Genomic DNA, 20,317 nt, shown 5'->3' with positions numbered 1-20,317 from the left:
TCAGGCGGCGAGGTCACGGTAGGCGGCGATGACCGCTTCGGTACGGCTGGCCAGCTCCGGGCCGCTCTCGGCCACGGCCGCCGATCCGGTGACCCGGGCCAGCGTACGTTCGGCGTACCCGGCAATGGCCGCCACCCGGCGCTCGCGCAGGAAGCTCTCCCCCGCCCGGGCTGCCGCCTCGATGCTGTGGACGATGCGGTCCCGGGCCGCGCCGGTCTCCCGCCACAGCACGTCGGCGCGCTCCGCCTGCTCGGTGACCGCGGCCCGGGCCGGGCTGTCCGCCGGGACGCCGGTCAGCTCGACACCGCTCAGGTCGGCGCGCAGCCGGCGCAGGTCCTGACGGCGGGCCAGCACGGTGGCGAGCTCGTCCAGGGCGCGGGTCAGCGAACGGTCGGCGAGGACCGGGTCGACCATGCCGCCCAGCGCCGGCCAGGTGGCCCGGACGCGGCGCGAGGCGGTGAGGGCATTGTCGAAGGCGGCCCGCTCGGCGGCGGTCCAGAGCACCCGGGCCCGCGTTTCGGCCGGCTGTTCCCGGTCACGCGGCACGGCGAACGCGGCGATCTGCGCGGCCCGGGCCTGCCGGCGCCAGAACCAGCCGACCAGCCCGGCACTTCCGGCCGCGGCGAGCCACCAGCTCATCCCGAAGGCGGCGGCCACCGCGGTCAGGAACAGCAGCGGCAGCGCGATCCGGGACGTCGCCACCACCCGCTGCTCCAGCGTACGTCCGCTCGGCGCGCACGGCGAGGTCTCCACCAGCGTCCCGACGCGGGTCCGGCGGATGCGTCCGCTGCGGGCCTTCAGAGGGTACGAGGAGACGACCGTCTTCTCCGCGTCGATGCCGATGTGCAGTTCCGTGCCCACGGCAGCCTCCGCCTGATCTCGCCCCGGTGTCCGGGCAGGCCCCGGCCGCCAAGGGGAAACCGGCCGGGACCTGCCCGCCCGCGGGTTCTCCCCGCGGGCACCAGAGGAATCGGTCCCGGCCCGCCCCGGATGAGACACCCCACGGTGCGGACCAGTTGCCGTAAGGGTGGCGTCACTGCCGGCGGGCCCCGGAAAGCGTGTTGAGCTGAGGTCCGATGCCCGCCCGAACTCAACACGCAAGCCGGCAACCCGGGAAGCGTGTTGAGTTGAGGTTCGATACACGCCCGAACCCAACACGCAAAGCTGGCAGCCGGGGAACGTGTCGACTTGAGGTTCGATACACGCCCGAACCCAACACGATCCTGGGCGCGAGGCGCCGGGCGCTCGGCGGGCGGCTGCTGTGACAGCACTGCTGGTTGGATGGTGGGCGCGGTAGGTTTCGAACCTACGACCCCTCGCTTGTAAGGCGAGTGCTCTCCCACTGAGCTACGCGCCCGGCGGTGAAACCGGAGTGGTCATCCTACCTTGAGCGCTGAGAGGGCCGCCCGCCAGGCGTCCTGGTCGCGCTCCTCGCCGGGGCCGTTCATCTCGGCGAAGCGGATGACGCCGTAGCGGTCGACCAGGAAGGTCCCGCGGTTCGCGAAGCCCCGGACCTCGTCGAAGACGTCGTAGGAACGGGCCACCTCGCCGTGCGGCCAGAAGTCGGCGAGCAGCGGGAACGTGAAGCCCTCCTGCTCGGCCCAGACCTTGTGGCTGTAGACCGAGTCCACGCTGACGGTGAGCACCTGGACGTCGTCGTTCGCGTACGCCGCAAGGTTCTCCTGCACCTCGGTGAGCTCGCCGTAGCAGCGGCGGGAGAACGCCAGCGGGTAGAAGACGATCAGGACCGCCTTGCGACCGCGGAAGCCGGCGAGCCGCACCTCCTGGTTGTTCTGGTCCTTGAGGGCGAAATCCGGCGCGGGCTGGCCCACCTCGATCGGCATGGGCCCAGCCTAGCCAGGGCCGGCGCCGCGAAGGGCGCCGACCTGGCGTGGAGTGGTCCAGCGAGCTACTTCTTCTTGGCGCCCCGCGGGGAGACGAGGCGTGCGCCCGTCCAGTCCTTGCCGGCGTTCACCGTCGACGTCTGCTGCAGACCGGCGGTCGGAGCCGACTCGCTGATCTCGCTCGGTTCGACGTGGCCGTCACGGCCGGCCTTCGGGGTCAGCAGCCACACCACGCCGTTGTCGGCGAGAGGGCCGAGAGCGTCGGTGAGAAGCTCGAAAAGGTCACCGTCGCCGTCGCGGTACCACAGCAGCACCGCGTCGACCACCTCATCGGTGTCCTCGTCGACCAAATCTCCGACGCGTTCGGTCAGGGCATCACGGAGATCCTCGTCGACGTCGTCGTCGTAACCCATCTCCATGACCACCATGTTCGGCTCGAAGCCGAACCGGTCCGCCAGGCTGCGTACGCCGTCGGCCTGACCCGCGGTCGCGCTCACTGTCCAAATCCTCCTAGCCGTGAAAAGCCCCCAAAACCTTTGGGGTAGTCCACACACTCTGGGCTCCATGCGCAAGTGGCGCACCGAGTGTGTGGCAATTTACCGCGCCAGCAGGGTGTGGGCACCCTGTGTGATGGCATCCTCTCCCACCAGGACCTGCTGAGCAGCCGGACCGAGGGGAACCGGGGCGTCCGCGGCGGCGACCCGGCGCACGGATCCGACGAAGGCGCCGTCCACCAGAGCGGCGAGCACTCCCTCGCCGACCCCGCCGGAGCGGCGCGTCTCGTCGACGATCAACACCCGGCCGGTCGCCGAGGCCTCGCGCACCAGGTCAGCGAGGGGTAGCGGGTTCAGCCAGCGAAGATCGACCACTCGGGAACCGTACCCGTCGGCGGCGAGCTGGGCGGCGACACGGAGCGACATTCGCACCCCGTTGCCGTAGGTCACGATGGTCAGATCCTGCGCGGTGCCCAGCCCGTAGATGCGCGCCCGGCCGATCGGGACGTGCTCGCCGGCCCATGCCGAGGGCTCCTGATAGGGGGAAAGCCACTCGCTGTCGCCTTGTTGATAGAGGTCCCTCGTCTGGTAGAGGGCGACCGGCTCGAGGAAGACGCTGACCGTCCCGTCGACGGCCGCGGCGGCCAGACAGGACCGCAGCATCGGCGCCGCGTCGGAGGCCCGGGACGGCACCGCCACCACGATCCCCGGCACGTCGCGAAGGCCGGCGAGGGAGTTGTCGTTGGCGAGGTGGCCGCCGAGCCCGAGCGGCTGGGCCAGGCCGGGCACGCGCAGCACCATCGGATTCCGGTACGACCCGGACGAGAGCAGCGACATCCCGGCCGCCTCGACCCGCAGCTGCTCGGCCGCGGTGTGCAGGGCGGCCAGCCCGGTGACCTCCGGGACCGGGATCAGCCCGGCCGTGCCGGCGCCGAGGGCCAGGCCGAGGACGGCGCTCGCGTCCGGCGGGGTGTCCAGAACCCGGTCGACGCCGCGGCCGCCCGGGTCGGCAGAAGGATCGGCGGAGACGGCGCCCGCGCCGGGAGACAGGCCGGCGGTGACGCCGTGCGGGCCGCCGGCCGTGGCGCCGGGGCCGAGCACGAGCACGGCCGGGTCGGCGGCGAGCGCGTCGGTGAGCGTCGCGGTGATCGTCTGGGCCAGGGTCATCGGGCCGGCGTGCTCGGGCAGGTTCCCGCCGAAGGCCTCGGCCCGGGCGGCCGCTCCGGGACCGGCGGCCCGGCCGGCGGCCTCGGTCACGGCGTGCGAGACGCGCAGCGGGCGGCGCGGGGCCAGCGAGGCCACGACCTCGCCGACCGAGGCCAGCTTCGGCTCGCCGAGCACCTCCTCGGCGGCCTTGCGGACCTGCCAGCCCACCTCGTCGTACCGGGTGATCACGTCGTCCGGGCCGAGCAGGCCGGCCTCGACGAGCAGCCGGGCGGTGCCGACCAGCGGGTCGCGGGCGAGGTCGGCGACCCGCAGATCTCCGGCGAGGTCGCCCGGGCGGGCCGAGGACGGCTCCGGGCCGAGCAGGTGGACCGTGGCGAGCCGGAGCACGGCGGGACGCCGCTCGGCACGTACGAAGCCGGCGGCCTCGACCGCCGCGGCGTGGACGGCGGCCAGGTCGCAGCCGTCGGCGGAGAAGTAGCGCAGCCCGGGCCGGCCGCGCAGCAGGGTGGCCGCCCAGCCGTCCTCGCCGGTCGCGTCGGCGCCGTCGTCCTCGCAGATCAGCAGCAGCGGGACCGGCCCGGCGCCGGGCCGGCCGGCCAGCTCGAACGCCGCGGCCGCGGCCGGGCTGCTCGCGGCCGCCCCGCCGAACGAGGCCACCACGACGGCGTCCTCGGGCCAGGGGGCCGCGGCGGCCCGGGACAGCGCCCGGGCCAGGCCGGCCGCGCGGGGCAGGTGACCGCCGGGCGTGGAGAGCGCCGGGAGCAGGTGCAGGTCGGGGTTGCCGAGGATCTTGTCGCGGCCGCCGGTACCCGGGTCGCGGACCGAGGCGACCACGCCGCGGAGCACGTCGCGGGCGGCCTCCTCGAGCCGCCGGGACGGGTCGCCGCCCCCGGAGACGGCACGGTCGGACGCCCGTACGCAATAGAAGGCCGCGGATCGCTGATGCAGCAGCGCCGGATCGTCGCCGCGCAACGCCGCGGCGACCGCGGCGTCGCCCTCGTGCCCGGCCGAGCCGGTGGTGGCGAAGCCCTCGTTGAAACTGCGCAGCCAGCGGGCGGCGAGGTCGAGGTGGCGGGCGGTCAGCTGGGCGTCGAAGAGTGCCCGGGTGCGGGCGCCGGTCAGGGTGCTGCCCTCGCGGACCGGATCGGCGGCGTCGCGCCGCTCCTCCGGTGGCCGCAGGGCCGAGACCGCATCGCGGAACCGCTCGTCGAGGTTTTGCGGGGTGGTCACACGATTCAGCATTCCCGAAGCGCGGTGACCCTGCCAATGCGGAAGGTCGATATATATGGACCATGCGCAGCGAAACGATCACGGTACGGACCGGAAGCACTCCCGTGGTGCACGACATCACCCGCGAGGCCGAGCGGTTCGTCGCCGCCGAGCAGGACGGCCTGCTGCACGTCTTCGTGCCGCACGCCACCGCCGGGCTGGCCGTCATCGAGACCGGGGCGGGCTCGGACGACGATCTGCTCACCGCCATCGAGGATCTGCTGCCGGCCGAGGACAAGTGGCAGCACCGGCACGGCTCCCGCGGTCACGGGCGGGACCACGTGCTGCCCGCCTGGATCCCGCCGTACGCCACCCTGCCGGTCATCGGCGGCCGGATCGCGCTCGGCACCTGGCAGTCGATCTGCCTGGTCGACCCGAACGGCGACAACCCGATCCGCCAGGTGCGTTTCTCCTTCCTGCCCGGCTGAGTTGTGCCTCCCGACGGTGGCGGAATCCATCCGGACGCTCACACTGATCACCAGAAAGTTACTGGTCAGTAAACGTGTCGCGCGTCGCTGACACGTCGGGTAGGCGTGACGAGGCCCACCGAAAGGGGGCAGGATGGAGTTCCTGACCGAGCGATTCGCCACCTAGGTCGCCCGGTGTAAACGACACTCAACCAAGAGGATTGCCTGTGGCCACGGAGCGCAAGCGCCCGGTGATCAGCGATGGCCTGCCGAGCCAGCTTCCCGACATCGACCCTGAAGAGACCAACGAATGGGTCGAGTCGCTCAACGGAGTCATCGACGAACGCGGCGCGAAAAGAGCCCGTTATGTGATGTTGCGCCTGCTCGAGCGGGCCCGGGAGCGACAGGTCGGCGTTCCGCCACTGACGTCCACCGACTACATCAACACCATCCCGCCGGAGCGCGAGCCCTGGTTCCCCGGCGACGAGTTCGTCGAGCGGCGGATCCGGGCCTACATCCGGTGGAACGCCGCGATGCTGGTGCACCGCGCTCAGCGCCCGGAGATCGGCGTCGGCGGCCACATCTCGTCGTACGCGTCATCGGCCAGCCTCTACGAGGTCGGCATGAACCACTTCTTCCGCGGCAAGGACCACCCGGGCGGCGGCGACCAGATCTTCTTCCAGGGCCACGCCTCCCCCGGCATGTACGCCCGGGCCTACCTCGAGGGCCGGCTCAGCGCCGACCAGCTCGACGGTTTCCGGCAGGAGCTGTCGCACCCGGGCGGCGGTCTCCCGTCGTACCCGCACCCGCGCCTGCTCCCGAACTTCTGGGAGTTCCCGACCGTCAGCATGGGCCTCGGCCCGATGAACGCGATCTACCAGGCGCGGTACAACCGCTACCTGCACAACCGCGGCATCAAGGACACCAGCCAGCAGCACGTCTGGGCGTTCCTCGGCGACGGCGAGATGGACGAGGTCGAGTCGCTCGGCGCGATCGGCCTGGCCGCCCGCGAGGAGCTCGACAACCTCACCTTCGTGGTGAACTGCAACCTGCAGCGCCTGGACGGCCCGGTCCGCGGCAACGGCAAGGTCATCCAGGAGCTGGAGTCGTTCTTCCGCGGCGCCGGCTGGAACGTCATCAAGGTCGTCTGGGGCCGCGAGTGGGACACCCTGCTCGCCGCCGACACCGACGGCGCGCTGGTCAACCTGATGAACGCCACGCCGGACGGCGACTACCAGACCTACAAGGGCGAGTCCGGGGCGTACGTGCGCGAGCACTTCTTCGGCCGCGACCCGCGCACCCGCAAGCTCGTCGAGGGCATGACCGACGACGAGATCTGGAACCTCAAGCGGGGTGGCCACGACTACCGCAAGCTCTACGCGGCGTACAAGGCGGCCACCGAGCACACCGGTCAGCCGACCGTGATCCTCGCCAAGACGATCAAGGGCTGGACGCTGGGCTCGCACTTCGAGGCGCGCAACGCGACGCACCAGATGAAGAAGCTGACTCTGGACGACCTCAAGGGCTTCCGGGACCGGCTCTACCTCGACATCAGCGACAAGCAGCTCGAGGAGAACCCGTACCTCCCGCCGTACTACCACCCCGGCGAGAAGTCCGACGAGTTCGAATACATGATGCAGCGCCGCCGCGACCTGGGCGGTTCGGTCCCGAGCCGGCGTACGAAGGCCAAGGTCCTGCAGATCCCGGACTCGAAGGCCTTCGGCGACGTCAAGCGCGGCAGCGGCAAGCAGAAGGTCGCCACCACGATGGCGTTCGTCCGCCTGCTCAAGGACCTCATGAAGGACAAGGAGTTCGGCGCGCGCTGGGTGCCGATCATCCCGGACGAGGCCCGCACGTTCGGCATGGACTCGCTCTTCCCGACCAAGAAGATCTACTCGCCGCACGGCCAGACCTACACCTCCGTGGACCGGGAGCTGTTCCTGTCCTACAAGGAGGCGACGAACGGCCAGATCCTGCACGAGGGCATCAACGAGGCCGGTTCGACCGCGAGCTTCATCGCGGCCGGCACGTCGTACGCGACGCACGACGAGCCGATGATCCCGCTCTACATCTTCTACTCGATGTTCGGCTTCCAGCGGACCGCCGACGAGCTCTGGGCGGCCGCCGACCAGATGACCCGCGGCTTCCTGCTGGGCGCCACCGCCGGCCGCACCACGCTCAACGGCGAGGGCCTGCAGCACGAGGACGGGCACTCGCTGCTGATCGCGGCGACGAACCCGGCCGTGGTGGCGTACGACCCGGCGTTCGCGTACGAGATCGCGCACATCATGGAGAACGGCCTGCACCGCATGTACGGCGAGAAGCAGGAGAACATCTTCTACTACCTGACGATCTACAACGAGCCGGCGATCCAGCCCGCCGAGCCCGCGAACGTCGACGTGGAAGGCCTGCTCAAGGGCATCTACAAGTACGCCGAGGGCCCTGCGACCGACGGCCCGAAGGCGCAGCTGCTCGCCTCCGGCACCGGCATGCGCTGGGCGCTCAAGGCGCAGGAGCTGCTCGCCCAGGACTGGGGCGTGAGCGCCGACGTCTGGTCGGTCACGTCCTGGACCGAGCTGCGCCGCGACGCCATCGAGGCCGAGGAGTACAACCTCCTGCACACCGGCGACGAGCCGCGCAAGCCGTACATCCAGCAGAAGCTGGAGGGCACCGAGGGCCCGTCGGTCGCGGTCAGCGACTGGATGCGCGCGGTCCCCGACCTGATCAGCCGCTGGGTTCCGAACGGGTACACCTCGCTCGGCACCGACGGCTTCGGCATGAGCGACACCCGGCACGCCCTGCGCCGCCACTTCCACGTGGACGGCGAGTCGGTCGCCGTCGCCACGCTGCGCGAGCTCGCGCTGCGCGGCAAGGTGGCGAAGCACGTACCGGCCGAGGCCGCCCGCAAGTACGCCATCGACGACGTCAACGCCGCCCCGGTGGGCGAGACCGGCGGCGACAGCTAGAAATGCTCTGATCTGCGGCGGCCCGTCACTTCTGTGGCGGGCCGCCTCAGTATCCGCCCGGCCGTGCCGAAGATCGGGGTATGCGGCTCCGCATGCTCCACCAGTTGCTCATCCTCGGTCTCGGCAGTGTGCTGGTGACCGCGCTCGTCCTGGTCATCGTCGGCGCCTGGCAGAGCAGCACGTTCGCGGACCGCACCCGCGACGAGGTGCTCCGGCAGAACCAGGCCGAGCTGGACCGCACCACCGCCTCGGTGACCACGCTGGTGGGCACCGTCGGCGACGAGGTGCAGCACGGCGTCGACGTCGGCATGACGAGCGCCACCGGCCTGCTCGAGCAGCGCGGCGGGGTACGCCTCGCCGACCGCACCGCCACCTGGACCGCGACCAACCAGGTCAGCCAGGAGAAGACCACGGTGCGGCTGCCCCGGGTCACGGTGGACGGCCGCTGGCTCGGCCAGAACACGAACCCGGACCGGGGCACCCCGTTCGTCGACGACGCGCAGGAGCTCGTCGGCGGCGCGGTCACCCTCTTCCAGCGGATGAACGCGGCGGGCGACCTGCTGCGGGTCGCCACCACGGTGCGCGGCAAGACCGGCAACCGGGCGATCGGCACGTACATCCCGGCCGTGGGCGCGGACGGCAAGGCCAACGCGGTGGCCGCCGCGATCAAGGCCGGCAAGTCGTACCGGGGCGTGGCCCAGGTGGTCGACACCTGGTACGTCACCGCGTACGACCCGATCAAGGACGCCTCCGGCGACGTGGTCGGCGCGCTCTTCGTCGGCGTGCCGCAGGCGGACGCCCTGGCCGGCCTCACCGACGCGATCGCGGCCCAGCAGGTCGGCACGAACGGCTGGGTGACCGTCTACAGCACCCTCGCGGCCGACAAGGGGCGGGTCATCGCCTCCAGCATCGACGGGACGGCCGGCACCACCGACCTGGACGCCGTGGACGCCGGCGGGACCCGGTACGTCGAGGAGATCGTCACCAAGGCGCCCGAGCTGGCCGAGGGCGCCACCTGGCGGACCACGTACCGGCTGCCCGGCGCGGCCGGCGCGGAGGCCGGGGACACCACGACGACGGTGGCGTACTACGCGCCGTACCAGTGGGCCGTCACGGTCGGCGGCTACGACGCCGACGCGGAGACCGTGATCGCCGCGGTCCGGGACGGCCGGCAGACCATGCTGACCGCCTTCGTGATCGCCGCGGTGCTGCTGGCGCTGGCCGGCGCGGCCCTCGCGTACTTCCAGGCGGCCCGCCTCTCCGGCCGGCTGGGCAGGCTCACCGCGGCGCTGACCCGGCTCGCCGGCCGGGACCTCACCGTCACCGCCGACGACCGGGGCCGCGACGAGATCGGCGAGGCGGCCACCGCGCTGAACACCGCGGCCACCGAGCTGCGGGCCGTGATGCGCGAGGTGACCGGCGCCTCGGACGAGGTGAGCGGCACCGCGCGCCGGGTCGCGGCCACCGGCGGCGAGCTCTCCGCCGCCTCGGACACGGCCGCCGACCGGGCCGGCACGGTGAGCTCCTCGGCCGACACGGTGTCGCACGTCGTGCAGACCGTCGCGGCCGGCGCCGAGGAGATGGGCACGTCGATCACCGAGATCTCGCACAACGCCCAGGAGGCGGCGCAGGCGGTCCGGGACGGCGTCGGCCTGACCGCCGCGGCGGCCGGCGTGATCACCGAGCTGCGCGCCTCGACCACCGCGATCACCGAGGTGGTCCGGCTGATCGCCAACATCGCCGAGCAGACCAACCTGCTCGCGCTGAACGCGACCATCGAGGCGGCCCGGGCCGGCGAGACCGGCAAGGGCTTCGCCGTGGTCGCCGGCGAGGTCAAGGAGCTGGCCCAGGAGACCGCGCGGGCCACCGAGGACGTGACCGGCCGGGTCGCCGCGATCGAGGCGGACACCGCCCGGGCGGTCACCGCGATCGACGCGATCTCCGAGCGGATCGCCCAGGTGAACGACTTCCAGACGGCCATCGCCGCGGCCGTCGAGGAACAGGCCGCCACGACCGCTGAGATGGCCCGGAACATCGCGGAGGCGGCGACCGGGAGCCGGGACATCGCCGACGGCATCGGGACCGTCAGCGGCGCGATGGAGGGCACCAGGCGCTCGGTCGCGGCGGCGCACCAGGCGGCCGACGAGCTGACCGCCACCGCGCAGCGGCTCACCGGGCTGGTCGGGCGCTTCACCGTGTGAGCGTCTCGGTAGTCTTGGGTCCGTGACTGTTCGCGTACGTTTCGCCCCCTCACCCACCGGCATGTTCCACGTCGGCGGCGCCCGCTCGGCGCTGCAGAACTGGATCTACGCCCAGCAGCACGGCGGTGTCTTCGTGCTCCGGATCGAGGACACCGACGCGGCCCGCAACCGGCCCGAGTGGACCGAGGGCATCATCTCGGCGCTGGACTGGATCGGGATCGAACGCGGGACGTACGAGGGCCCCTACTACCAGTCCTCCTACGCGGCCGACCACACCGCCGCGGCGACCCGCCTCTACGGCGAGGGCAAGGCGTACTACTGCGACTGCAAGCGCGAGGACGTCGTCGCCCGTACCGGCAACACGCACACCGGCTACGACGGCTTCTGCCGCGACCGGGCGCTCGGCCCGGGCGAGGGCCGCGCGCTGCGGTTCCGCACGCCCGACGAGGGCGAGACCGTGGTGGTCGACCTGGTCCGCGGCAAGCCCACCTTCGAGAACAAGCTGATCGAGGACTTCGTCATCGCGCGCAGCGACGGCTCGGCCGTCTTCCTGCTGGCCAACGTGGTCGACGACATGAGCATGGGCATCACGCACGTGTTCCGCGCCGAGGAGCACCTGCCGAACACCCCGAAGCAGCAGCTGCTCTGGGAGGCGCTGGGCGTCACCCCGCCGGTCTGGGGCCACGTGCCGGTGATCGTCAACGAGAAGCGGCAGAAGCTGTCGAAGCGGCGCGACAAGGTGGCGCTCGAGTCGTACCGGGACGAGGGCTACCTCGCCGCCGCGATGCGCAACTACCTCATGCTGCTCGGCTGGGCGCCCACCGGCGACCGGGAGATCGTCCCGTGGTCGGTGGTCGAGGAGGAATACCGGATCGAGGACGTGAACCACGCCCCGGCCTTCTTCGACATCAAGAAGCTGCGCGCGTTCAACGGGGAGTACATCCGGGCCCTCACGCCCGAGGAGTTCACCCAGGTCTGCGCGCCGTGGCTGACCGGGACCGAGACGATCCCCGCTCCCCCGTGGTCGCCGGACGCGTTCGACACCGAGGTCTTCAAGGCGATCGCCCCGCTCGCGCAGACCCGCATCGCGGTGCTCTCCGAGATCGTGGAGTACGTCGACTTCCTCTTCCTCGACGAGCCGGTCAAGGACGACGCGTCCTGGGCGAAGGCGATGAAGGAGGGCGCCGCGGACATCCTGGACGCGACGGCGGCCGCCTTCGGCGCGCTCACCGACTGGTCGGCCGAGCCGCTCAAGGCCGCTCTGGAGCAGGTCGGCGAGGCCCGAGGTCTCAAGTTGGGCAAGACTCAGGCGCCGGTCCGGGTCGCCGCGACCGGCCGGACCATCGGCCTGCCGCTCTTCGAGTCGCTCGAGGCGCTCGGCCGGGAGCGCACGCTGGCGCGCCTTTCCGCAGCTCGCGGCCTTCTCTGACACTTCTACCGCATCCGGCGGCCGGCTCGCCAGAGCCGGTCGCCGAAGACGATCCAGCCGGGTGACCACCGCACCCACGCGTTGCGGGGACTGGGTACTATTCGGCCGCTGATCATTGGCCGTCCCACCGTCCCCCCAGATGGCTCCAATTCACCCTGCCTCAAGATGCGGCCGGGCTGTCATCCAGGAAGGCTGTAGGCGGACGGGACCGGGCGGGGGAGGTCGGGGATGATGGTGCGAACGGCGATCACGAGACTGGTGGCGGTGGCGGTCTCCGTCGCGCTGTCGGCCGGCGTCACGACGGCGGCGCAGGCCGCGCCGAAGGACGACAAGCCGAGCGCCGTCGAGATCAAGGGCAAGGGGATCTCCGAGCCGATCGTGGTCCGGCAGGCCGACGAGCCACGGACCTTCGAGATGCTGCTCACCGAGGTCGACTGGCTGGCCGCGGCGCGGCCGCAGACCTCGGCGCCCAAGAACGACAAGCTCGGTGACAAGTTCACGCTGACCATCCTGGTCAAGGACGCGCCGAGCCTGATCTACGACCTCTACCCGCACGCCGCCGGCGGCCCGCGGGCCTACCGTCCGGCCAAGCAGCCGTCCGGCAAGAAGTCGGCGGGCTGGTTCTACGGCCGGCTCTCGATGTCCGAGTCGCTGCGCCTCTCCGGCGCGCCGCTCGAGGCGAAGCCGGACGTGGTGCACGGCGGCATCGGCGGCGGTGTCGGCCAGGACCTCAAGGCCGACGTCGACCCGGTGGAGAGCGCGAGCGAGGTCTTCACCGAGGTGCGCCGGCTCTTCCTGCTCAACGGCGCTGTTCTGGTCGTGATCCTGGTCGGTCTGGCCGGGATGGCGTTCCTGATCCGCCGCCGGATCTGATCTCGACCAGGGCGATCAGATCGTCCAGGTCGGCGTCGAAGTCGTCCGGGCCGTCCTCCGCCGGCAGGCCCCCGGTGGCCTCGCCGGTGGTGTACCCCAGCAGGAACGCATAGATCATCCGGGCCTGGCGCGGCACGTCCGCGGCGGGCACCCCGGCGTCGTGCAGCACGCCGCGCAGCGCCGCGGTCAGCCAGGACGCCGACGCGCCGGTCGCGGAGCGGTTCAGCAGGAGCGGGAAGGCGCTCGGATGAGCATGGGCCAGCGATCGTACGGCGCGGCCGAGCGCCCGCAGCCTGTCCCGCCAGCCGATGTCCGCCGGGTCCTCGCCCACGGCCGTGCCGAGCTCCAGGTGGAGCAGGTCGACGAGGCCGTCGAGCAGAGCGTCCTTGCCCCCGACGTACGGGTAGAGGGCCATCGAGGTGAGGCCGACCCGCTCGGCGACGGCGCGCATCGACATCGCGGCGAGACCACGCTCGTCCACGAGTGCGAGCGCCTGGTCCAGGATCAGCCGTCTCTTGTCGTCCACCGCACCTAGCTGACCAGTCCGGCGGTCCGGTCCGGGCACAACGCGCCCGGCCGGACCCCGTACTCACCCTTTAGAGGGCCTTGTCAGCACCAGCGGCCCGGTGGCCGCCCCCGGCCCGCCGCACGCCGCCTCGGGCGCACGGCGCCGTGCAGGTGGGCTCCGGCCCACCCGCGCAGCTCGGTACGGCAACCGACCCGTCCCGATCCGGAGTCCAGGTCGGCCTCCAGAGTCGGCTCCTCGTCGACCGGTGCGGGCACCGGCATGTCGTCGAGGACGGGATCGCCGTCGGCACGCGTCAACGCGTCGTCCCGTTCCATCATCTCGCCTCCTCGATCCGCGTCCTCGACACCAACACCGGCTTTGCGCGGCACCGCTTCTTCATCGGCACCGCGGAACCCGGTGTTAACCCCCCGGCCCGGACCGCACTAGTCCGACACGATGCCAGGTCACCGACCGGAATCGTGGGAGAGGCGCACCGCTACACCGGACAAATGTCATAAAAGCGCCTGAAAACCCCTTGCCGGACCCGCGGCCCGGCGTGTCGCCGTCCGCAAGCGTGACACCACCGGAGCCGTGTCACGCTGACGGTGTGGCAGACAGCACCACCCCGGCCGGTATCGGCACCCCGACCAACCCCCTCGGGCCGCGCACGCTGCGCCGGATCGAGCGGCACGCCGGGGCGCTGGCCAGCTCCGCCGTGGCCCGCATGGAGGAGACGCTGCCCTGGTTCCGGGCCCTCCCGGCCGACCAGCGCTCCTGGGTCATGCTCGTGGCCCAGGCCGGCGTCCGCTCGCTGGTCGAGTGGCTGCGCTCCGGCGCCACCGTCGCGGCCAGCACGAGCGAGATCTCCGACGAGGTCTTCGCCGCGGCGCCGCGCGCCCTGGCCCGGGCGATCACGCTGACCCAGACCGTTCAGCTGATCAAGGTGACCATCGACGTGGCCGAGGCCGAGGTGCCGAGCTTCGCCGACGAGGGCGAGGCCGGCGCGCTGCTCCAGGCGATCCTGCGCTTCTCCCGGGAGATCGCCTTCTCGGCCGCCCGGGTCTACGCGCGGGCCGCCGAGTCGCGCGGCGCGTGGGACGCCCGTCTCCAGGCCCTGCTCGTCGACGCCCTGCTGCGCGGCGACTCCTCGGACGTGCTGGCGAGCCGGGCCGCCGCGCTGGGCTGGACCGACGCCCCGCCGGTCACCGTCGTGGTGGGCCGCTCACCGGGTGGCGACATCACCGCGGTGCTGCACAGCGTCTACCGGGCCGCCCGCCGGGCCCGGCTCGAGGTGATCGGCGGCGTGCACGGCGACCGGCTGGTCGTCGTGGTGGGCGGCGCCACCGACCCGGTCGCGACCGCCGGGGCGCTGGACGGCAGCTTCGGCGACGGCCCGGTCGTGGTCGGCCCGGCCGTGCCCTCGCTGGACCAGGCCACCGAGTCGGCCCGCGCCGCCCTCAACGGCTTCCGGGCCGCGCCGGCCTGGCCGGGCGCACCCTCTCCGGTGGCCGCCGACGACCTGCTGCCGGAGCGGGCGCTCGCGGGCGACCTGGACGCCCGCCGCAAGCTGCGGAACGAGGTGTACGGCGGGCTGGCCCGGGCCGGCGGCGGACTCCTCGAGACGCTGGACGCATTCTTCGCCGCGGGCGGGGTATTGGAGAGTGCGGCACGCGCGCTCTACGTGCACCCGAACACCGTGCGGTACCGGTTGAAGCGGGTGGCCGAGGTCACCGCCCTGTCGCCGTTCGACGGCCGGGACGCGTTCGCGCTGCGTATGGCGCTCACGATCGGACGGCTCGATCCCGCCGCCTAGGAGCCCCGGCGTCGTTGTCAACACCGGACCGTGTCGCGCCATGAAAATTCCACTTATGGGACGGAACGGGCTAAAGTATCGCAGTCCTGCGCTCGGTTTGTAGGGTTCCTACAAACCTCGTCGTAGGGTTTCGTCGCGCCCAGCAACCCCCGAACCTCCCCCGATCCGGAAGAGTCAAGACGTGCTCGCCGTACTCTCCCCCGGCCAAGGCTCCCAGAAGCCGGGCTTCCTGAATCCGTGGCTCGCCATACCCGGCGCCGAGGCCCGCCTGCGCGCCTGGTCCGGCCTGGCCGGCGTGGACCTCGTCCACCTCGGCACCGAGGCCGGCGCGGACGAGATCAAGGACACCGCCCGCACCCAGCCCCTGCTGGTCGCGGCCGCCCTGCTCGCCACCGAGCAGCTGCCTCTGGACGGCGTCGACGTCGTCGCCGGGCACAGCGTCGGGGAGCTCGGCGCCGCCGCGGCCGCCGGGGTGCTCACCGCCGAGGCCGCGATCGGCCTGGCCGGGCTGCGCGGCCGGGAGATGGCCGCCGCCTGCGCGCTCGAGCCCACCGGCATGAGCGCCGTGCTCGGCGGCGACCCGGACGAGGTGGTCGCCGCGATCGAGAAGAACGGCCTGCACCCGGCGAACCGCAACGGCGCCGGCCAGATCGTCGCGGCCGGCAGCCTGCCCGGCCTCGCCGACTTCGCGGCCGCGCCGCCGGCCAAGGCCCGGGTCATCCCGCTGGCCGTGGCGGGCGCGTTCCACACCCCGTACATGGCGCCCGCCGAGGCCGCCCTGGACGCCGCGGCGCCCGGCATCGCCGTGAACGACCCGGCCCGGACCCTGCTCTCGAACCTCGACGGCAAGCCGGTCGCCGCCGGCGCCGAGGTGCTCCGGCGCCTGGTGCGCCAGGTCACCGCCCCGGTCCGCTGGGACCTGTGCATGGCGTCGCTGCGCGAGCTCGGCGTCACCGGCGTGATCGAGCTGCCGCCGGCCGGCACCCTGGCCGGGCTGGTCAAGCGCGAGCTCAAGGGCGAGGGCGCGCCGGAGATCGTCACCCTGAACACGCCGGACGACCTGCCCGCCGCCCGCGACCTGATCGCCCGCCACGGCGGACACCAAGGAGGAGCACGATGACCGCGGGTTCCCGCATCGTCGCGATGGGGCACTACCAGCCCTCGCGCGTGGTCACCAACGACGACCTGGCCATGACCCTGGACACCAACGACGCGTGGATCCGGGACCGGGTCGGCATCGCCGAGCGCCGCATCGCCGGGAGCGAGACGGTCGCGGACATGGCGACCTACGCGGCCGAGAAGGCGCTCGCGAACTCCGGTCTGACCGCGGCCGACATCGACCTGGTCACCGTCGCGACCTGCACCTCGATCGACCGCTGCCCGAACGTGGCCTCCCGGGTCGCGAGCCGGCTCGGCATCACGGCGCCGGCGGCGTACGACCTGAACACCGCGTGCTCCGGCTTCTCCTACGCGCTCGGCACCGCTGACCACGCGATCCGCGCCGGCGCGGCCCGCAACGCCCTGGTCATCGGCGCGGAGAAGCTCTCCGACGTGACCGACTGGTCGAACCGCACGACCGCCGTGCTCTTCGGCGACGCGGCCGGCGCGGCGGTGGTCTCCGCAGTCCCGGACGGCGAGGAGGCCGCGGTCGGCCCGGTGCTCTGGGGTTCCGCCCCGGACAAGGGCGACGTGCTGCGGATCGAGGGCTGGCAGCCGTACATCGAGCAGGAGGGCCAGGCGGTCTTCCGCTGGGCCACCACCGCGCTCGCCCCGTTCGCGATCGAGGCCTGCCACCGGGCCGGCATCGAACCCTCCGACCTGGCGGCCTTCGTGCCGCACCAGGCGAACACCCGGATCATCGACGGCATCGTGAAGCGCCTGGGCCTCGGCCCGGACGTGATCGTCGCGAAAGATCTGGTGCACTCCGGCAACACCTCAGCGGCCAGTGTGCCGTTGGCACTGTCGAAGCTCATCGAGCGGCGCGAGGTCCCGTCCGGGTCCTACGTCCTGCTCTTCGGCTTCGGCGGCGGCCTCACCTACGCCGGCCAGGTCGTCCGCTGCCCCTGAGGCAGCACCTGACGGCGTAGTTCACCACCCACCGAGAGAAAGAACGAGAATGGCAACTCGCGAAGAGATCACCTCTGGCCTCGCCGAGATCCTCGAGGAGGTCGCCGGGGTGAACCCGGACGACGTCGCCGAGGGTAAGTCCTTCACCGACGACCTGGACGTCGACTCGCTGTCCATGGTCGAGGTCGTCGTCGCGGCCGAGGAGAAGTTCGGCGTGAAGATCCCCGACAACGAGGTCCAGAACCTCAAGACCGTCGGCGATGCCGTCACCTACATCGAGGCAAACCACTGACATGAGCAACGTAGACGTCGTCGTCACCGGGCTCGGCGCGACGACCCCGCTGGGCGGGGACGTCGCGTCCACCTGGGACGCCATGCTCGCGGGACGCTCGGGGGTCGGCCCGCTCACTCAGGAGTGGGCGGGTCAGCTCCCGGTGCGGATCGCCGCACAACTCGCCGTCGAACCGTCCACGCTCATCGAGCGGGTCAAGATGCGCCGGCTCGACCGTTCCGAGGCGATGGCTCTGATCGCGGCCAGGGAGGCGTGGGCCGACTCCGGCCTGGCCGGCTCGGGCCTCGACCCGGAGCGCCTCGCGGTCAGCATCGGCAGCGGCATCGGCGGCGCCACCACGCTGCTGGAGCAGGACGACATCCTGGAGCAGTCCGGCCCGCGCCGGGTCAGCCCGCACACCGTGCCGATGCTGATGCCGAACGGACCGGCCGCCTGGGTGGGCATCGAGCTCGGCGCCCGCGGTGGCGTCCGGGCCATGGCCAGCGCCTGTGCCACCGGCGCCGAGGCCGTCGCGCTCGGCCTCGACCTGATCCGCGCCGGCCGTGCCGACGTGGTGGTGGCCGGTGGCGTCGAGGCCGTGGTGCACCCGCTACCGCTCGCCGGGTTCGCCTCGATGCGCGCCATGTCGACGCGCAACGACGAGCCGGAGAAGGCGTCGCGGCCGTGGGACAAGAACCGGGACGGCTTCGTCCTCGGTGAGGGTGCCGGAACCATCGTCCTGGAGCGTGCCGACCACGCCGCCGCCCGCGGCGCGCGGGTCTACGCCCGGGTGCTGGGCGCCGGTGTCACCTCGGACGGCTACGACATCGTCCAGCCCGACCCGGAGTGCAAGGGCGGCATCCGCGCCATGCGGATGGCGCTGCGCGACGCCGGGCTGACCGGCGCCGACATCGACCACGTCAACGCGCACGCCACCTCGACGCCGGCCGGTGACATGGGTGAGGTCCTCGGCATCAAGACCGCCGTGGGCGACCACCCGGTGCTCACCTCGACCAAGTCGATGAGCGGGCACCTGCTCGGCGCGGCCGGCGCGGTCGAGTCGATCGCCGCCATCCTCGCCATCCGCGACGGCGTCGTCCCCCCGACGATCAACCTCGACGACCCGGACGAGCGTCTGGACCTCGACGTGGCGGCGCACAAGGCGCGGCCGCTGGAGATCCGGGCCGCCATGAACAACTCGTTCGGCTTCGGCGGCCACAACGTGGCGCTGGTCTTCGCCCGCGCCTGACGCGTGACGAAGCCCGATCAGCCGTGACTCCCCCCGACGTCGACCTCGACCATCGGGATCCCGAGTCACGGCTGCGGGCGTTCTTCGACCGGGGCACCATGCGCCTGCTGGCGCCCCGGGACACCGCGGGCGTGCTCGCCGCCCGGGGTGACGTCGACGGCACCACGGCCGTCGCCTTCGCGACCGACGCCACCCTCCAGGGCGGCGCGCTCGGCATCGACGGCTGCTCCCGGATCGTCGAGGCGATCGACCGCGCGGTCCGCGAGCGCATCCCGGTGGCCGGGCTCTGGCACTCCGGCGGGGCGCGCCTCGCCGAGGGCGTCGTCGGCCTCGACGGGATCGGCCGGGTCTTCGCGGCGATCGTCCGCGCGTCCGGCCGGGTGCCGCAGATCTCGGTGGTGCTCGGCCCGGCCGCGGGCGGGGCCGCGTACGCGCCGGCCCTCACCGACATCGTGATCATGAGTAAGGCCGGCCGCATCTTCGCGACCGGCCCGCGGGTCGTCGCGAGCGTCACCGGCGAGCGGGTCGACCCGGAGCGGCTCGGCGGCCCCGGGCCGCACAGCAACCGCTCCGGCGTCGTGCACCTCACCACCGCCGACGACGCGGCCGCGCTCACCGAGGCCCGCCGGCTGGTCCGGCTCCTCGGCCACCAGGGCCGGATCTCCCCCGACGACGTGAAGCCGGGCCGCCTGGACGCCTCCATGACCGGCCGGGTCTACGACGTACGCCCGGTGGTGGGCGCGCTGCTCGACGAGCCGGGCGTGGAGCTGCACCCGCGGTGGGCGCCGAACATCGTCACCACGCTGGGCCGCCTCGGCGGGCGGACCGCCGGGGTGGTCGCGAACAACCCGCTGCGCCTCGGCGGCTGCCTGGACGCGGCCGGCGCCGAGAAGGCCGCCCGGTTCGTGCGGATGTGCGACGCGCTCGGCCTGCCGCTGATCGTGCTGGTGGACGCGCCCGGCTACCTGCCCGGCATCGGCCAGGAGTGGGACGGCGTGGTCCGGCGCGGGGCGAAGCTCCTGCACGCCTTCGCCGAGGCGGTGGTGCCCCGGGTGACCTGCGTGACCCGGCGGGCGTACGGCGGCGCCTACCTCGCCATGAACTCCCGCGCGCTCGGCGCCACGGCGGTCTTCGCCTGGCCGGACGCCGAGATCGCGGTGATGGGCGCCGGCGCCACCGTGGACGTGCTGCACCGCCGCGACTTGGCCGCCGCCGAGCCCGCCGAGCGCCCGGCCCTGCGCGAGCGCCTGGTCCGCGAGCAGGCCGAGCGGGCCCGCGGCGTGCACCGGGCCGGCGAGATCGGCGTGGTGGACGCCGTGATCACCCCGGCGCAGACCCGCCGCCGGATCGCCGAGGCGATAGCGGCCGCCCCGGCGGCCCGCGGCGACCACGGCAACACGCCCCTCTAGTCGCGATCTTGTTGATCGGGCCAGGCCCGTTCCTGCACGAATCAACAAGATCGCGGGGAGGGGGCGGCGGGGCGGGGCGGGGAGGCGGGGCGGCTCGCACGCGATCTTGTGGAGCCCCACAGGACCGGATCCGCGGAACTTCACAAGATCGCCCGGCCCGCCGCACCCCCAAACGCGACGCTTCTATAGGTGGGCCGGTTCCGGGAGGGATTGGTATCGGTAGGTTCGTCGCCGGTGATTTACGAGTGACTCACACAAGATCTGGCCACCGCTGTGGTGTGGTGTGCCGTGGATGCGACCTGTCCTCGTGGGTTGCCGGCGCCGGCCCGGCCCACCTTGCTGGCCTGATC

General features: G+C 72.5%; 17 protein-coding genes and 1 tRNA gene. 11 read left to right on the top strand and 7 right to left on the bottom strand.

The window, feature by feature from the left end; all coding sequences use genetic code 11:
• From AB0G10_RS19410 to AB0G10_RS19390, 5 genes are all read right to left on the bottom strand, one after another.
• Positions 1-861, bottom strand: a complete 861-nt coding sequence (locus tag AB0G10_RS19410; RefSeq protein ID WP_360923130.1) for a hypothetical protein — start codon at positions 859-861, stop codon at positions 1-3.
• A 421-nt stretch (positions 862-1,282) separates the two neighbouring features.
• A tRNA-Val gene (locus AB0G10_RS19405) sits at positions 1,283-1,357 on the bottom strand.
• A 19-nt stretch (positions 1,358-1,376) separates the two neighbouring features.
• Positions 1,377-1,844, bottom strand: coding sequence for a peroxiredoxin (locus AB0G10_RS19400; protein WP_360923127.1), 468 nt, complete (start codon positions 1,842-1,844; stop codon positions 1,377-1,379).
• Positions 1,845-1,909: 65 nt separating this feature from the next.
• Positions 1,910-2,341 (bottom strand): DUF3052 domain-containing protein, encoded by a 432-nt coding sequence (locus AB0G10_RS19395; protein WP_360923124.1) that lies wholly within the window; start codon positions 2,339-2,341, stop codon positions 1,910-1,912.
• Between the two features lie 99 nt (positions 2,342-2,440).
• Entirely contained in the window at positions 2,441-4,747 is a 2,307-nt protein-coding gene (locus tag AB0G10_RS19390; protein WP_360923122.1) for a transketolase C-terminal domain-containing protein, read from the bottom strand.
• 50 nt (positions 4,748-4,797) lie between these two features.
• Between AB0G10_RS19390 and AB0G10_RS19385 the strand changes: the two genes are divergently transcribed.
• From AB0G10_RS19385 to AB0G10_RS19365, 5 genes are all read left to right on the top strand, one after another.
• The gene (locus AB0G10_RS19385) at positions 4,798-5,202 is read left to right on the top strand and encodes a YjbQ family protein (RefSeq protein WP_360923118.1); all 405 of its coding nucleotides are present in this window, start codon (positions 4,798-4,800) and stop codon (positions 5,200-5,202) included.
• 206 nt (positions 5,203-5,408) lie between these two features.
• Positions 5,409-8,147, top strand: a complete 2,739-nt coding sequence (gene aceE, locus AB0G10_RS19380) for a pyruvate dehydrogenase (acetyl-transferring), homodimeric type (protein ID WP_360923115.1) — start codon at positions 5,409-5,411, stop codon at positions 8,145-8,147.
• Between the two features lie 80 nt (positions 8,148-8,227).
• The gene (locus AB0G10_RS19375; RefSeq protein ID WP_360923112.1) at positions 8,228-10,348 is read left to right on the top strand and encodes a methyl-accepting chemotaxis protein; all 2,121 of its coding nucleotides are present in this window, start codon (positions 8,228-8,230) and stop codon (positions 10,346-10,348) included.
• Between the two features lie 22 nt (positions 10,349-10,370).
• Positions 10,371-11,777 (top strand): glutamate--tRNA ligase, encoded by a 1,407-nt coding sequence (gltX, locus tag AB0G10_RS19370; protein ID WP_360923109.1) that lies wholly within the window; start codon positions 10,371-10,373, stop codon positions 11,775-11,777.
• Between the two features lie 228 nt (positions 11,778-12,005).
• Positions 12,006-12,650 carry a hypothetical protein gene (locus tag AB0G10_RS19365; RefSeq protein ID WP_360923106.1) on the top strand — a complete coding sequence of 215 codons (645 nt, stop codon included), beginning with the start codon at positions 12,006-12,008 and terminating at the stop codon, positions 12,648-12,650.
• On the opposite strand, the gene AB0G10_RS19360 is transcribed toward AB0G10_RS19365, so the two are convergent.
• Both AB0G10_RS19360 and AB0G10_RS19355 read right to left on the bottom strand, forming a co-directional pair.
• Positions 12,577-13,176, bottom strand: a complete 600-nt coding sequence (locus AB0G10_RS19360; RefSeq protein WP_360923103.1) for a TetR/AcrR family transcriptional regulator — start codon at positions 13,174-13,176, stop codon at positions 12,577-12,579. The two genes, AB0G10_RS19365 and AB0G10_RS19360, sit on opposite strands and share 74 nt — an antisense overlap.
• Before the next feature lie 83 nt (positions 13,177-13,259).
• Positions 13,260-13,547 carry a hypothetical protein gene (locus AB0G10_RS19355; protein ID WP_360923100.1) on the bottom strand — a complete coding sequence of 96 codons (288 nt, stop codon included), beginning with the start codon at positions 13,545-13,547 and terminating at the stop codon, positions 13,260-13,262.
• 218 nt (positions 13,548-13,765) lie between these two features.
• Here AB0G10_RS19355 and AB0G10_RS19350 point away from each other — a divergent pair, with 218 nt between their 5' ends.
• The 6 genes from AB0G10_RS19350 (at position 13,766) to AB0G10_RS19325 (ending at position 19,967) form a co-directional block, all read left to right on the top strand.
• On the top strand, positions 13,766-14,971 hold the full coding sequence (locus tag AB0G10_RS19350; protein ID WP_360923097.1) for a helix-turn-helix domain-containing protein: 1,206 nt from the start codon (positions 13,766-13,768) through the stop codon (positions 14,969-14,971).
• A gap of 181 nt (positions 14,972-15,152) precedes the next feature.
• Positions 15,153-16,091, top strand: coding sequence for an ACP S-malonyltransferase (locus AB0G10_RS19345; protein ID WP_360923094.1), 939 nt, complete (start codon positions 15,153-15,155; stop codon positions 16,089-16,091).
• Positions 16,088-17,038, top strand: a complete 951-nt coding sequence (locus AB0G10_RS19340; protein ID WP_360923091.1) for a beta-ketoacyl-ACP synthase III — start codon at positions 16,088-16,090, stop codon at positions 17,036-17,038. Before AB0G10_RS19345 ends, AB0G10_RS19340 begins: the two co-directional genes overlap by 4 nt.
• A 49-nt stretch (positions 17,039-17,087) precedes the next feature.
• Positions 17,088-17,330: an acyl carrier protein gene (locus AB0G10_RS19335; RefSeq protein ID WP_014441425.1), complete on the top strand. Its 243-nt coding sequence runs from the start codon at positions 17,088-17,090 to the stop codon at positions 17,328-17,330.
• 1 nt (position 17,331) lies between these two features.
• Complete coding sequence (gene fabF, locus AB0G10_RS19330; protein WP_360923088.1) at positions 17,332-18,558, top strand: beta-ketoacyl-ACP synthase II; 1,227 nt, start codon at positions 17,332-17,334, stop codon at positions 18,556-18,558.
• A 98-nt stretch (positions 18,559-18,656) separates the two neighbouring features.
• Positions 18,657-19,967 (top strand): carboxyl transferase domain-containing protein, encoded by a 1,311-nt coding sequence (locus AB0G10_RS19325; RefSeq protein WP_360924923.1) that lies wholly within the window; start codon positions 18,657-18,659, stop codon positions 19,965-19,967.
• The last annotated feature ends 350 nt before the right edge of the window (positions 19,968-20,317 follow it).

Origin of the sequence: Actinoplanes sp. NPDC023714 (assembly GCF_040639855.1) — a bacterium.
In the GTDB taxonomy this organism is placed as follows: Bacteria; Actinomycetota; Actinomycetes; order Mycobacteriales; family Micromonosporaceae; genus Actinoplanes.
This window is presented reverse-complemented; position numbering and strand designations above follow the sequence as displayed.

Bases quoted from the DNA above. Each gene is read 5' to 3' on its own strand.
- AB0G10_RS19400 (WP_360923127.1), bottom strand. From the start codon at position 1,844: ATGCCGATCGAGGTGGGCCAGCCCGCGCCGGATTTCGCCCTCAAGGAC.
- AB0G10_RS19390 (WP_360923122.1), bottom strand. From the start codon at position 4,747: ATGCTGAATCGTGTGACCACCCCGCAAAACCTCGACGAGCGGTTCCGC.
- AB0G10_RS19385 (WP_360923118.1), top strand. From the start codon at position 4,798: ATGCGCAGCGAAACGATCACGGTACGGACCGGAAGCACTCCCGTGGTG.
- AB0G10_RS19375 (WP_360923112.1), top strand. From the start codon at position 8,228: ATGCGGCTCCGCATGCTCCACCAGTTGCTCATCCTCGGTCTCGGCAGT.
- AB0G10_RS19365 (WP_360923106.1), top strand. From the start codon at position 12,006: ATGATGGTGCGAACGGCGATCACGAGACTGGTGGCGGTGGCGGTCTCC.
- AB0G10_RS19340 (WP_360923091.1), top strand. From the start codon at position 16,088: ATGACCGCGGGTTCCCGCATCGTCGCGATGGGGCACTACCAGCCCTCG.
- AB0G10_RS19335 (WP_014441425.1), top strand. From the start codon at position 17,088: ATGGCAACTCGCGAAGAGATCACCTCTGGCCTCGCCGAGATCCTCGAG.
- fabF (WP_360923088.1), top strand. From the start codon at position 17,332: ATGAGCAACGTAGACGTCGTCGTCACCGGGCTCGGCGCGACGACCCCG.
- AB0G10_RS19325 (WP_360924923.1), top strand. From the start codon at position 18,657: ATGCGCCTGCTGGCGCCCCGGGACACCGCGGGCGTGCTCGCCGCCCGG.